Source organism: Micromonospora palomenae (assembly GCF_007829925.1).
Lineage (GTDB): Bacteria > Actinomycetota > Actinomycetes > Mycobacteriales > Micromonosporaceae > Micromonospora > Micromonospora purpureochromogenes.
Genome location: NZ_VIXA01000002.1, coordinates 1,911,299 through 1,924,912, shown reverse-complemented (window position 1 = coordinate 1,924,912; position 13,614 = coordinate 1,911,299). Strand labels below are relative to the sequence as shown.

Here is a 13,614-nt window from a genome sequence, read left to right as displayed (position 1 = left end):
CGCCCGGCGGAGTGGGGGGCCGGCGGTTCACTGACCAGGAGGGTCACGCGATCCGGGGCGGGCTCAGGATTTCCGCAGTGGCCGGAACGCGGCCCGCACCTCGGCGGAGAAGAGCTCCGGCTCCTCCCAGGCGGGGAAGTGGCCGCCGTTGCCGACCTCGTTGAAGTACGCGAGGCCGGGGTACACCGTCTCGACCCAGCTGCGCGGGGCAGCCCAGATCTCGCCGGGGAACGTCGTGAAGCCGACCGGAACCGCGACCGGCGGAGGAGCCTGGCCGGCCGCACCGGCTGCGGCCACGGTCCGTCCGAATTCCCAGTACCACCGGGCGGCCGAGGCGCCGGTGCCCGTCAGCCAGTACAGCGTGATGTTGTCGACGATGTTGTCCCGGGTGAGATTGCCCGCGGGCTCGCCGTCAACGAACGCGCGGGACATCTTGTAGTAGCTGTCCGTGTCGTGGTCGAGCATCCAGGCCGCCAGCCCGACGGGTGAATCCAGCAGGGAGTAGCCGATCGTCTGCGGCCGGGTGGACTGCTCCAGGAAGTAGCCGAAGCCGTCCGTCGTGAACGTGTTGAGCGCGTCGAGCGCCGCGCGTTCCTGCGCGGACTCCGCCGGCAGTTTGTCCTTGATACCGAGTGCCCCGGCGAGCAGGTTGACGTGGATGCCGAGCAGCCCCTCGGGTGCTTGGCGGCCCATCGCGTCCGTGACGCTGGCGCCCACGTCGCCCCCTTGGGCGACGTAGCGCGGATAGCCGAGGCGGTCCATCAGCTCCGCCCAGGCGCGTGCGATGCGGCCGGAGTCCCAGCCGAGCTCGGTCGGCTCGCCCGAGAAGCCGTAGCCGGGCAGGGACGGCAGCACGAGGTGGAACGCGTCGTCGGGGGTGCCGCCGTGAGCGGTCGGGTCGGTCAGCGGGCCGACGGTCTCCAGCAGCTCGATGACCGAGCCGGGCCAGCCATGGGTCATGATCAGCGGCAGGGCACTCTCATGTCGCGACCTGACGTGGATGAAGTGGATCTCGACCCCGTCGATCTCGGTCGTGAACTGGGGCAGCGCGTTCAGTCTCGTCTCGCACCTACGCCAGTCGTACTCATTCGTCCAGTAGCGGGCCAGCTCCTGGACCGTCGCCAGCTGCACGCCCTGGGAGCGATCGGCGACCAGCTCTCGGGTGGGCCAGCGGGTGGCCGCGATCCGGCGACGCATGTCGGCGACAGCTTCTTCCGGCGTGTCGAGCCGGAAGGGGCGGATTTCGTTGTCGTTGGACATGTTCTCCACCTGCCGGGATCGGGTCGACCGGCGCCGGGGCGCCGGCGGAGCTGGCACGCGCCCAGCTTCGCACCGGCCCGGCGACCGGCGGACCGGAACGCGATTTCGCGCTCGGGTTCGGCCCGGACCGGGATCACCTCGCCGGGCACCACAAGGGCTACCAGCCTCCCCGGACGGGGCCAAGGTCGTTCGGCTGGTGAGGCGCTCCACCTTGTCCTCGTCCGGGGAGGCTGGACGGTCTGCAACTGCCCGACGAGGAGATCCCTACCAACAGGCACGCTGACTACAGTTCACCTGCTGCGGCCACCAGCACGACTGGCAGTTCCGTATCCCACTGACCGACGCCGACACAGACACTGCGGTCCTCAAAGCGCCAGGCAGACACGGACGGCACGAAGTTCGAGAGGAGGCCGGCAAGCGCCGGGACGGCCTCTCCCTGCATCGCGCGATCAAGGACCGGACTCAGATCAACACTTTCCGCCGGCCCCCACACTCCGCCAAGTGCCTCCGTGAGCCCCACGCAGTCTTGTGAAAACTGGTCCCAGACCTCGTTGGCCTGCGACCGGTCCTCCCAGAAAGCCTCACTCGTGCTGAGGTACAGGACCAGGTAGCCGGGCCCGCCCTGCGTCGACACAGCGGCGTCGGCGCGCGGTAGCGGTGCGTTCCTCAGTTCGAGCACCCGCTCCAAGCAGTCAGTGAGATCCACGGTCCTGCACTGTAGGTGTTCCTGCGGCAGTCGCCTCAGCACCCAACCTGACAATCAGGGAGCCACGGCCGGGAGCAACCGGGGCGAACGAAGCCGGACCAGCCCGGACCGATTCAGTTGCCGTGAGCGCGGGGACCAGGGCGAGGCGGACGTTGCCGAACGGCTGTCGCGGCGCCCAGTGCCACCGTTGCTCGGCTGGACTGGTCACCGTGCCCGTTGCGTGCCCGATCGGCTGGCTGGTCAGGGCCAACGGCGGTCAACAGCAACAGGAGACGACGAAGGCCCCCAACCGGCGTTTCCGCAGGTCAGAGGCCTTGCCGATCCCTGGTGGCGGGTAGAGGATTCGAACCTCTGTAGCTTTCGCGACGGATTTACAGTCCGCTCCCATTGGCCGCTCGGGCAACCCGCCAGGGCATACCACCGCACTCGCGCGCGGCAGCGACGCCAAGGATAGCGGTTGCCCCCGGGGCCGTCGCAACCGGGTACGGTCAGGGGGTCGTGCCGCTGGTCAGTGGGCGACGGTACGTGACAGACCGCCGGACAGCAGGAGCATGAGCATGGCAGCGAACCCGTCGTTCGACATCGTGAGCAAGGTCGATCGCCAGGAGGTCGACAACGCCCTCCGTCAGGCGGAGAAGGAGCTCGCGCAGCGGTTCGACTTCCGCGGCACCGGCGCGGAGATCTCCTGGTCCGGCGAGGAGGCGATCAGCCTGCAGGCGGAGACCGAGGAACGGGTCAGCGCCGCGCTGGACGTCTTCAAGGAGAAGCTGATCAAGCGGAACATCTCGCTGAAGTCGCTGGACGCCGGCGACCCCCGCGCCTCGGGCAAGGTCTTCAAGATCGACGCCAAGGTCATCCAGGGCATCGACACGGACAAGGCCAAGGCGATCAGCAAGAAGATCCGCGACGAGGGCCCGAAGGGCGTCCAGGCCCAGATCCAGGGCGACCAGCTCCGGGTCACCGGCAAGAAGAAGGACGACCTCCAGGCCGTCATCGCACTGCTCAAGGGCGAGGACTTCGGCGTGGCCCTGCAGTTCACCAACTACCGGTAAGGCGCTCTCTGCACCGCGGGTCACCGTCTGGGGCCACGTTGCGCTACCTGCGCAAACCGTCGTCGCCGATGGTCATCATTGGTTGGCCTTCGTCCGACGTCTGTCCGGGGCCAGAAATGACCGGATCGGGGCTACGCAACGGCCAGCTGGCCGACGCGGCCGGCGTCAACTTGCAGACGCTGCGCCACTACGAGCGCCTTCAATCAGGTGCAGAGGCAACGACTCAGGTGTAACGCCCGTCCCGTCTCCCACGCCGATGGGAAGGGCGGTGCAGGCGCGGCGCGGTGGAGGAGCGCGCAGTTGACTCCGAAGGCCGCTGAGGAGCTGACAAAGCGACTGCGGGAAGCCGCCGAGAAGCAGGCTGCCGGGGAGGGCGACAAGGCCCGGGAAGAGCTAGCTGAGTCCGGCGAAAAGGTCGCCAGCCTGCGGGAGCAAGACAAGATCTCCGAGGCCGGCTACCAGACTCTCGCCGCTGGGCTGGCACAACTCGTGCCAGTCCTGCCCAGCCGCTGATCCCTCCTGCTGGTCGAGCCGGCGCCGCACGGACACGTCGGGTCACTGTTTCGTCCGGCGCCCGCCTGGGCACCGCTACCGTCATGGAGAGCGGGCATCTGCTCAACGGCCGGTACCGGCTGGTGGACCGCCTGGGCGCGGGCGGCATGTCGGTCGTCTGGCGGGCCCACGACGAGGTGCTCGGACGGGACGTCGCGGTCAAGATGCTCTCGCCGGAGCTGGCCGCCGACCCGCAACTACTGCAGCGTGTCCGGCTGGAAGCTCGTTCGGCGGCGCGGTTGCGCCACCCGAACATCGTGGAGGTCTACGACTACGGCGAGGCGGCCGACGGCGCCGGGCATCGGCTGCCCTATGTCGTCATGGAGGTCGTTGAAGGCCGCTCGCTGGCACAGCTGCTGACCGGCGGCGCGCTGCCGTGGCGACTGGCCGTGCTGATCTGCGCCCAGGTCGCCGCCGCGCTGGCGGCGGCCCATGACCGCGGCGTCGTTCATCGTGATGTCAAACCCGGCAACGTGATGGTGACCGCGGCAGGGGCCAAGTTGGTGGACTTCGGGCTCTCGGCCGCTTCCGGCGACGCGGATGGTTCGGCCGGGCCGCTGCTCGGTACACCGGCCTACCTGGCTCCCGAACGGCTGCAGATGGGGTTGGTGCAGCCGGCGACGGACGTGTATGCGCTGGGTCTGTTGCTGTATCGGGCACTGGCGGGGACGCTGCCGTGGCACGCCTCCAGCACGACCCAGATGCTGGTCGCGCACCGGTATCAGGAGCCGGCCGCCTTGCCGCCCATCGAGGAACTCCCGCCCGAGGTGACGGAGTTGTGTCGGCAGTGCCTCGGTAAGGAGCCTGCCCAGCGGCCAGACGCGGCCGAGGTCGCCATGGTCCTCGGCGACGTTGCTGGGCTCTCGGCCACCACGCTCGTGCTGCCCCAACAGGAGGCCACGGCCAAGGCAGGTCCGACGAAGGTCGCTGTATCGGGCCGGACGACCGGCGGTGCCGGCAACCTGACCAAGATCGCGGTTGGGCTGCTGACACCAGGCCCGTACGAGCAGCTTGCCGCCCGCTGGCGACAACTGTTGCCGAGCAGACGTCGCCGGGTCGCGGCCACTGGCGCTGCTGCCCTGCTGGTCCCGGGCGTATTCGCTACCGCTTGGCTGAATCACACAGCAGGTCAGGGAGAGGATGAGGCCCTGGCCGGCACGCCCAGTGCCGTCGTCGGAATGGGCGAGCGTAAACCAGCGTGCAATGTCCAGTACACCGTCCGGCGGGCCGTCAACGGCCGTTTCTCCAGCACTGTCAGCATCTCCAACACCGGAGCCACTGCCGTCAACACCTGGCGGCTGACCTTCGACCTTCCAGGCGAGCAGCGGCTTCTGCGCGGCTCTCCAGGTGCATGGAAACAGAAGGGCCGTTCGGTGGAGGTGCGAGGCGATGCACTGGCTGCGAAGAAGTCCTTCACCGCTCGCTTGGACGGGACCTACCAAGGGGTGAACTCCCTTCCCACCACCTTCACGATCAACGAGACCGTCTGCCGGTCGAATTTCTCCGTCGCCGGCCAGACCGTCCGGCCCGTTTCGCCCCCAGGTGAGGGTAAGGACGACGAGAAGAAGGACGAGGAAAAGAAGGACGAGGAAAAGAAAAACGAGGAAAAAGACGACGACTAGATTCCCACCGTACGGCCTGACTACCGCCTAGACGTGAGCCGCGTCGACGGCGTGCGGAACCAGCTCTGCCGCCGCCTGCCCGGGAACCGGATCTGGATGACGGCAGCGGCCTGCTGCCGGAGCGGCAGGAAGAGGTTGGCGTTGTCGTCATCGTGAGCGGACTCGCTACGGAGACAGACCGTGTCGTGCGGCACGTGAACATCAGCGTGACGGCCGGCATCCCCACGGGGGACAGTGGCGACGTCAGCCACCAAGGACTATCGCGATCCACACGGAGGCCTGATCCGCTACATGTGCGTCCCACCTGTCGCCAGGCGGCCAAGGGTAGGCACTGGCGCTCCATTCGAACCCGACCGCAGGTCCTCGGCGCAGTTTCAGGGAACCTGCCCAGCCATGGAACGTGCGACGATCGGTGGGTGACTCGCCGGTTCGCCGCTTGGCTCGCCATGGCGGTCGTGCTACTCGCTGGCTGTTCTGAGCCGGAGTACGTATTGCCCGACCGCGGCACCGCTGCTGTCCAGGTTGAGGAAGAGCGGCTCGCCTCGCTCTTGCCCGGCAAGTTGCTCAGCGGTCCGGGTACCTGCACCGTTCGACTGCTTGGACGGGACGGTTCCTCGTCGTTCGCCTGGGCGCTGTGCGAAAGTGCACCGGAGGCGGGGGTTACCTCGGGTGTCTCCTTGCCGGTGCGGGTAGATGGTGACCAGGTGAGCCGACCCTTGGACGGGAGCGAGTACGCCGCGAGCATCAAGCGAATGTTCCCGGCGGACCTGGCAGAAGCCGTTCTCGACTCGCCCGGCAGGATGCATCCATGAGCTCGATCTGAAGGCTGAGTTCGGGTCGTCCACGGCGATGACCGGGCAAGCCGACGTCCGCTCCCCCACGCCGCGCCCCCGCTCACCGCGCCAGCCGCCGGGCGTCATGCGTGACGGCCGCAGAGCGACAGCGGCAGCGGCCGGCGCGCGCCCAGGCGGCGGCGCGTGCGGCCCGCCAAGGGCCGCCTTGACGACGACTCACCGGCCTCGACGCCCGCCCAGGTAACGCGAGCGCCCGTTTCCAGGCCATGACCGCACATCCGAGTTCGCCAGCGCTGCCCCGTGGTACGAATGCCCCGAGCCTGCGACAAAGCCGGCAGAACGGGCGGGAAGATGACGAGCGGTGCCAAGCTGCTGCGAGGACCCGAGGAGCCGCGGACAAACTTTCTGGAGCTGTTCTTCGACCTGGTGTTCGTCGTCGCGCTCGCCCAGCTCTCGCACGGGCTGATCCAGGATCTCAGGTGGAGCGACGCCTTCCAGACGCTGGTACTGCTGTTGGCCCTGTGGTGGGTCTGGGTCATGACAGCGTCGACAACCGACTTGTATGACGCACAACGGGCGGCGATACAGCTGCTGGTCACCGTGACCATGCTCGGCAGCCTGGTGATGGTGGTCGCGGTGCCCGACGCGTTCGGCGAGCGGGGTCTGGTCTTCGCCGGCACGTACGTCGCCATCCATGTCGGCCGCCAACTCTTCCTCGTCCTCGCCCTGCGTGGCCACGAGTTGCAGAGCAGAAGTATCCGGGTGCTGTTCTGGTTCGGTATGTCCGCGGTGCCGTGGATCGCTGGGGCGCTCGCGCACGATGCGGCCCGTGGGGCGATGTGGACGCTGGCGGTGGCTGTGGACTACGCGGCGGTCGTGCTCCGCTGGCCCACGCCGGGGCTGGGTCGCTCACCCAAGTCGGATCTGGGCACCCTGGGCGAGCACCTGGCCGATCGATTCCGGCAGTTCTTCATCATCGTGCTCGGCGAGTTGATCCTGGTTTCCGGTCTGACCCTTTATGGCAGCGGCTTCGCGGCTGATCGGAGCGCGGCGTTCGTGGTGTCGTTCGCCACCACGGTGCTGTTCTGGCGGATCTACATCTACCGCGCCGGGGAACTGCTGGCCGAGGCTGCCGCAGCGGCCCCGGACCCGACCCGCGTCGCCTTCTGGGCGACATACTCCAACCCGTTCATGGTGGCCGGCATCGTCGTCACCGCCGTCGGCGTCGAACTCGTCATCGCCCATCCACTCGGGCACACGCAACCGGCCTGGATCGCCGTCATCCTCGGCGGACCCGCGCTGTTCCTGGCCGGGCGTGCCGGCTTCGAATACACGGTATTCGGCCGCGTGTCCCGGAATCGGCCGATCGGTGTGCTCGTGCTGGCCGCCCTGGCACCGGCGATGCTGTTCGCGCCGCCGCTGCTGGCCGCCCTCGCCGCGACCGCAGTCCTGGCAGGGATCGCCATCACCGACGCGGCCCGGGCGAGAGGACGCCCACCCGAGCCACCGTCACCACCTGGCTGACACCTCAACGCCGGGTTGTTCAGCGCGAGAAGATCAACAACAGCACCACGGTCAGGATCGCGCTGATCAACAGGGAGCCGAGGCATCCCACCCGGTTCGAGAAGAAGAGAAACATTCCGACGCTGTACCCCGATGAGGGGACGGCAGACCGTCGCGGCCGTTTCTCAGGGGGAACGGCCGCGACGCCGCTTCCGGCAAGGGGCCGGTCAGACCAGGCTCGGTTGCTCGGCGCGTACCGCTGTCGCCTCGGCCCGGGCGATCGGCCCGGCGGGCATCGCGGCCACCGCGGCCCCGACGGCCACCGCGGCCCCGGCGAAGAGGAACGCCCACGGCACGCCGCCGGCGTGGTCGACGATCAGCCCGGCCACCGCGCCGCCGGCGGCGCTCGCCGCGACCGACATGGTCACCACCCAGGTGTACGCCTCGTTCAGCATGCCGGGCGGGGCGATCCGCCCGACCAGGGTGTTCTCCAGGGTGAGCGCCGGCGCGATGGTGGCGCCGCCGACCACCAGCGCGACACCCAGCGCCGCCGGGCCGGGCATCACCGCGAAGACGGCGAAGCTGGCGGCCACCGCGCCGAGGAGCCAGGCGAACTGGCGGGTCATGTTCGCCGACGGCTTGCGTACGCCGAACCAGAAACCACCGGCCGCGCTGCCGACACCCCAGACGGCGAGCAGGATGCCGGCGAGGCTCTCCGGGTCGGCGGTGGGCTGGTCGCCGGCGAAGGCCGGCACGATCACCCCGGCCGCGCCGAAAGCGATGCCGAGGCTGGCGACGCAGACCAGCAGCGCGGGGAAGCCGCCCACCCGCAGCGGGCCCAGGCCCCTGGCGTGGTGCTCGCGCGGGTGCGGCTGCCAGCCGCGCATCACCCGCCCCAGCGCCACGGCGGCCGTGCCGACCAGGGTGACCAGGGCGGCGCCGACCAGCGCGGCAGCGGCGTCGGCGACGAGCACGAAACCGGCCACCAGCAGCGGGCCGAGCACGAAGACGACCTCGAAGAGCGAGGTCTCGGCGGCCAGCGCGGTGTTGCGCAGGTGGTACCGCCCGGAGTTCGCGCCGGTGAGGTCGTTCCAGGCACCCCGGATCGCGGCGGTCAGCGGCGGGTAGGTCGCACCGGCGATCCCCGCGGCCAGGTAGATCAGGCCGAGGCCGCCGGCCTCCGCGCGGCTCGCCCAGAGCAGGCCGAAGAGCGCCAGCGGGTGGGCGACGGCGGTGGCCAGCAGCACCCGGGTGGGACCGATCCGGTCGGCGACCCGGCCGGCGACGGGGCTGAGCGCGGCGCCGGAGAGGGCGTAGACGCCTCCGGCGACCGCGGCGAGCGAGTACCGCCCGGTCACCTGCTCCACCACCAGCAGCAGCGCCAGCGGGGTCATGCCGATCCCGAGCCGGCCGATGATGCCGAAGACCAGCAGCATCGGCGCGCCGGGGATCCGCCAGACGCCCAGGTACTGGCGCAGTGCGGCCACGGTCGACCTCCGAGGATGTAATGGGTGAGAGACGTTTCGACCCTAACGGCGAGCAGGACCGGAGGGAACCGATTTGTGCCCGGACACACGACTCCGCCCGCGTCCGGACCGGACGCGGGCGGAGGTGTCGGGGTGGGTCAGCGCTGGAACTGCACCGGGCCGCTGTTGGCGGCCAGCTGCTCCAGCCGGGCGACCCGCTCCTCCATCCGAGGGTGGGTGGAGAAGAGCGCGGCAATGCCGCCGCCCCGCTTGAACGGGTTGTCGATCATCAGGTGGGCGGTGCTGGTCAGCTGGCCCTGCGCGGGCAGCGGACGCGTCTGGGTACCCATGTGGATCTTCTTCAGGGCGCTGGCCAGGGCCAGCGGGTCCCGGGTGAGCTGGGCGCCGGAGGCGTCCGCCTGGAACTCCCGGCTCCGGCTGATCGCCAGCTGGATCACGGTGGCCGCGATCGGGCCGAGGATCAGGGTGAGCAGCAGCACGACCGGGTTCGGGGCGTCCTCGTCGTCGCCACCGCCCAGCGGGATGAACCAGGCGATGTTGGCCAGCGCGGTGATGATGCCGGCCAGGCCGGCCGCCACGCTGGAGATGAGGATGTCCCGGTTGTAGACGTGCGACAGCTCGTGGCCGATCACCCCGCGCAGCTCCCGGTAGTCCAGGATCTCGGTGATCCCCTGCGTGACGCAGACCGCCGCGTGGGCCGGGTTACGCCCGGTCGCGAACGCGTTGGGCTGCGAGGTCGGGCTGACGTACAGGCGGGGCATCGGCTGCCGCGCCTCGGTGGCCAGCTCACGGACCATCCGGTACAGCTCGGGGAATTCGGCCTCGCTGACCGGTTGCGCCCGCATCGAGCGCAGCGCCAGCTTGTCCGAGAAGAAGTAGGACACACCGTTCATCAGCAACGAGACGACGACGGCGATGACGAGGCCGCCGCTGCCGCCGAACCAGTAGCCGACCGCGAGGATCAGCGAGGTCAACAGGCCGAGCAGCGCTGCGGTCTTCAGACGGTTGTGATGCACGATCGCTCCTTCGGTGCGCGGGCCACGCGGGACCCGCTGACCGGTCCAACGTCACCGGTACCCGTCAACCATCCTGCTCATGACTGTGAGTTGGCTGGAGGTCGCTGTGGGCGCGCTGCGAGCGCCACCGCGCGCGCTCTGCGGCGTGTCGCGGCACCCCTCGGCGGGGACAGCACGCCTCGCCGCAAACCGCTCGACAAGGGTGGCGAGGGCGCGAGCAGGTCGAAACTGTGCGGGCGGCGGCGAAAGGTGCCGGCGAGGTCGCGACGGGTGTGGCGGGGGCGAAGGGGGCGGTAGGCAGGAGAAGGGGTCAGTGAGCGGCGAGGTCGAGGACGAGCTGCGGGGCGAGACCGACCACCACGGCCAGCGCGGTGGCCAGGGCCAGCGCGGTGGTGACCGTCCAGGCCACCCGGCCGCCGGCAGCCGGCACCCCGCCTTCCTCACCGGGCCGGGCGTCGCCGGCGTACAGGATGGCGGCGAGGCGCAGGTAGTAGGCGAGCCCGATCACCGCGTTGACCGCCACCACCAGGGCCAGCCAGCCGGCACCGCCGGTCAGCAGCGACCGGACCACGGTGACCTTGGCGAAGAGACCGGCCAGCCCCGGCGGCAGGCCGGCCAGGCCGATCAGCGCCAGCGCGAGGGCCGCCGCCACCCACGGCTGCCGGCGGGCCGACCCGCGCAGGTCGTCGACCGTGCCGCCGTCCGCGCCGGCCGGGCGCAACGCCACCAGCGCCGCGAACGCCGCCAACTCCAGCAGTACGAAGAAGACCGCGTACGCGACGGCGGCGGCGTACGCCTCCGCCCGGGCCTCGTCGGTGCGCCCGGCGGCCAGCGCCAACGCGCCCAGCGGGGCCAGGATGTACCCGGCCTGGGCCACCGACGACCAGGCGAGCAGCCGGACCGTACGGCGCTGGCGCAGCGCCACCAGGTTCCCGACCGTCATGGTCAGCACGGCGAGCAGGGCGAGCACCGGGCCGGTGACGTCGGCAGGCAGCGCGCGCTGCACCACGGCGAGCAGGGCCACCACCCCGCCCAGCTTGGAGGCGGTGGAGAGGTACGCGGCCACCGGCAGCGGCGCGCCGTCGTAGGTGGCCGGCGCCCAGGCGTGGAACGGCACCGCCGCCACCTTGAACGCCAGCCCGAGCACCACCAGCGCGACGGCGGCCGTGGCCAGCGGCAGGTCGAGCAGTTCCGGGCGGTCGCCGAGGATCGCGCCCAGCCGGTCCAGGTGCAGCCCACCGGTGACCGCGTAGAGCAGCGCCGCGCCGAGCAGGGTCAGGGTGGTCGCGACCACGCTGACCACGAAGAAGGTGACGGCCGCCTCGGCGCTGGCCAGGCTGCCCCGGCGCAGGCCGACCAGCACGTACAGCGGCAGGGTGAGCGTCTCCAACGCGACGATCAGGGTGATCAGGTCACCGGCGGCGCCGAGCACCACGCCACCGGTCATCGAGCAGGCGAGCAGGAAGCAGAACTCCCCCGGCGGCGTCGGCCCGCCCCGCAGCAGCGGCCCGGAGAGCCCGAGGACCCCGAGGGTGAGCAGGGCGAAGACGGCGGCGACCAGGGCCGCCCGGCCGTCCAGGATCCAGGAGCAGTCGGCGCCGACGCAGAAGGTCCGCCGGGTCTCCCCCGCGCCGACCAGCGCCGCGCCGACGGCGGTGGCGACGGCGCCCGCGGCGGCCACGGCCACCGTCGAGGCGCGCCGGGCCACCAGCAGGTCGGCCAGGAGCACGAGTACGGCGGTGCCGGCGGCCAGGTACGCCGGCAGCAGCGCCACGTTGTCCACGCTCTGCACGAGACTCATGCCGCCCACTCCCGCCGCCCGGCCACCCGGCCGCCTCCGCCCGCGACCCTCACGCCGCACGTCCGACGCGCGACGGTCCACTTCCGTCCCCGACCGCGCGGTCCCGCCGTCCCGTCCGCACCCACCGCGCCGCCGCCGACCGGGGTCCGGGCGCTCACCGGAGCACTCCCACCAGGGCGTCGACCGGGCCGGTGGCGAGGCCGAGCACGAGCGTGGGCGCCAGGCCGACCGCGAGCGCGAGCAGCACCAGGGGCGCCCAGGCGGTCAGCTCGGCCCCGGCCAGCCCGGGCGCGAGCCGGCCCACCGCCGGGCTGGGCCGGCCGTGGGTGACCTGCCGCAGCAGCCGCAGGAAGTACGCGGCGGTGAGCGCCCCGCCGACCGCGGCCAGCACGGCCAGCGTGGTCCAGAGCGGCCCGCCCCGCCGGACGGCGGCGAAGACGGCGAACGCCTCACCCCAGAAGCCGGCCAGCCCGGGCAGGCCGAGCGAGGCCACCGCGGCGAAGCCGAGCAGCCCGGCGAGCCGGGGCGCGGTCTCCCGCAGCCCGGAGAGCTCGGCGAGCGCGCCGGTGTGGGCGCGGTCCTTGACCGCCCCGGCGAGGAAGAAGAGCAGGCCGGTGATCACCCCGTGCGCGATGTTGCCGATCAGGGCCGCCTGGATGCCGGTGGTGGTCAGCGTGGCCACCCCGAGCAGCACGAACCCCATGTGACCGACGCTGGAGTACGCGATCAGCCGCTTCAGCTCGTCCTGCGCGAGGCAGACCAGCGCCCCGATCAGGATCGCCGCGACGGCCAGCACGCCGAGCACCGGGGCGGCCCAGCGGGCCCCCTCGGGGGCGACCCCGACCGCGACCCGGATCAGGCCGTACGTACCCATCTTGAGCAGCACCCCGGCGAGGATCACGCTGCCGACGGTGGGCGCCTGGGTGTGCGCGTCGGGCAGCCAGGAGTGCAGCGGCCAGAGCGGGGCCTTCACCGCGAAGGCGAGCCCCAGCAGGGTGAACGCCGCCAACTGGGTGCCCCGGGACAGCCCGGCCCCACCGGTGAGCGCGACGATGTCGGCGGTGCCGGCGGCGGCCACCACCACGTAGACGCCGACCAGCAGCAGCACCGAGCCGAGAAGCGTGTAGAGCGCGAACTTCCGCGCCGCCCGGCGCCGGTCCGCGCCGCCCCAGCCGGCGATGATCGCGTACATCGGGAGCAGGACGACCTCGAAGAACGCGAAGAAGAGCACCAGGTCGAGGGCGAGGAAGGTGCCGAGGATGCCCACCTCGACCACCAGCAGCAGCGCCACCAGCGCCCGCCCGCTCCCGCCGGCCGGCACCCGCCAGAGGGTGTAGCCGCAGCAGAGCAGGGTGAGCAGCGCGGTGAGCACCACCAGCGGCCAGGAGATCCCGTCCACCCCGAGGTGGAAGCGCAGGTCCAGGCCGGGCACCCAGGGCAGGTCGAGCTGGTGCCACGGCTGCACCGCCGGCGCCGGGCCGTAGCCGAACCAGCCGTGGTCGCCGAACACCAGCAGCACCGCGCCGACCAGGGTCAACGCGGCCACCGCCGTGCCGACCAGCCGGGCCGCCCGCTCCCGGGGCGTCACCGCGACGAGGACCGCCCCGACCGCCGGCAGGGCCAGCACCGCGACCAGCAGGAACTCTCCCAGACTCACGGCCCCACCTCGGTTCGCGACTGCGGGGCTCGCAACACCGGCTCACTCCTCGCGCTCACGGTGCCACCTCAGTTCGCGACTGCGGGGCTCGCAACACCGGCTCACTCCTCGCGCTCACGGTGCCACCTCAGTTCGCGACTGCGGGGCTCGCAACACCGGCTCAC

11 protein-coding genes and 1 tRNA gene are annotated in these 13,614 nt (G+C 71.2%); 5 read left to right on the top strand and 7 right to left on the bottom strand.

The window, feature by feature from the left end:
• Positions 1 to 63 precede the first annotated feature (63 nt).
• The 3 genes from FHX75_RS20085 to FHX75_RS20075 form a co-directional block, all read right to left on the bottom strand.
• Entirely contained in the window at positions 64 to 1,260 is a 1,197-nt protein-coding gene (locus FHX75_RS20085) for an epoxide hydrolase family protein (protein WP_154941802.1), read from the bottom strand.
• Positions 1,261 to 1,543: 283 nt separating this feature from the next.
• Positions 1,544 to 1,966, bottom strand: a complete 423-nt coding sequence (locus tag FHX75_RS20080) for a hypothetical protein (protein WP_154941801.1) — start codon at positions 1,964 to 1,966, stop codon at positions 1,544 to 1,546.
• Between the two features lie 325 nt (positions 1,967 to 2,291).
• A tRNA-Tyr gene (locus tag FHX75_RS20075) sits at positions 2,292 to 2,375 on the bottom strand.
• Positions 2,376 to 2,523: 148 nt separating this feature from the next.
• Between FHX75_RS20075 and FHX75_RS20070 the strand changes: the two genes are divergently transcribed.
• From FHX75_RS20070 to FHX75_RS20045, 5 genes are all read left to right on the top strand, one after another.
• Complete coding sequence (locus tag FHX75_RS20070; protein ID WP_170285410.1) at positions 2,524 to 3,018, top strand: YajQ family cyclic di-GMP-binding protein; 495 nt, start codon at positions 2,524 to 2,526, stop codon at positions 3,016 to 3,018.
• A 300-nt stretch (positions 3,019 to 3,318) separates the two neighbouring features.
• Positions 3,319 to 3,531: an FIMAH domain-containing protein gene (locus tag FHX75_RS20060; RefSeq protein WP_154941799.1), complete on the top strand. Its 213-nt coding sequence runs from the start codon at positions 3,319 to 3,321 to the stop codon at positions 3,529 to 3,531.
• 83 nt (positions 3,532 to 3,614) lie between these two features.
• Complete coding sequence (locus tag FHX75_RS20055) at positions 3,615 to 5,192, top strand: serine/threonine-protein kinase (protein WP_154941798.1); 1,578 nt, start codon at positions 3,615 to 3,617, stop codon at positions 5,190 to 5,192.
• Between the two features lie 416 nt (positions 5,193 to 5,608).
• On the top strand, positions 5,609 to 6,004 hold the full coding sequence (locus FHX75_RS20050) for a hypothetical protein (RefSeq protein WP_154941797.1): 396 nt from the start codon (positions 5,609 to 5,611) through the stop codon (positions 6,002 to 6,004).
• Between the two features lie 333 nt (positions 6,005 to 6,337).
• Positions 6,338 to 7,510, top strand: coding sequence for a low temperature requirement protein A (locus tag FHX75_RS20045; protein ID WP_246158235.1), 1,173 nt, complete (start codon positions 6,338 to 6,340; stop codon positions 7,508 to 7,510).
• Positions 7,511 to 7,716: 206 nt separating this feature from the next.
• Here the strand turns inward: FHX75_RS20045 and FHX75_RS20040 are convergent, their stop codons facing one another.
• The 4 genes from FHX75_RS20040 to FHX75_RS20025 form a co-directional block, all read right to left on the bottom strand.
• Positions 7,717 to 8,976: an MFS transporter gene (locus FHX75_RS20040; RefSeq protein WP_154941795.1), complete on the bottom strand. Its 1,260-nt coding sequence runs from the start codon at positions 8,974 to 8,976 to the stop codon at positions 7,717 to 7,719.
• 137 nt (positions 8,977 to 9,113) lie between these two features.
• Complete coding sequence (htpX, locus tag FHX75_RS20035; protein WP_154941794.1) at positions 9,114 to 9,992, bottom strand: zinc metalloprotease HtpX; 879 nt, start codon at positions 9,990 to 9,992, stop codon at positions 9,114 to 9,116.
• 310 nt (positions 9,993 to 10,302) lie between these two features.
• On the bottom strand, positions 10,303 to 11,793 hold the full coding sequence (locus FHX75_RS20030; protein WP_154941793.1) for an NADH-quinone oxidoreductase subunit N: 1,491 nt from the start codon (positions 11,791 to 11,793) through the stop codon (positions 10,303 to 10,305).
• Positions 11,794 to 11,947: 154 nt separating this feature from the next.
• A complete protein-coding gene (locus FHX75_RS20025) occupies positions 11,948 to 13,450 on the bottom strand; it encodes a complex I subunit 4 family protein (protein ID WP_154941792.1) in 1,503 nt (500 codons plus the stop codon).
• Between the last annotated feature and the right edge of the window lie 164 nt (positions 13,451 to 13,614).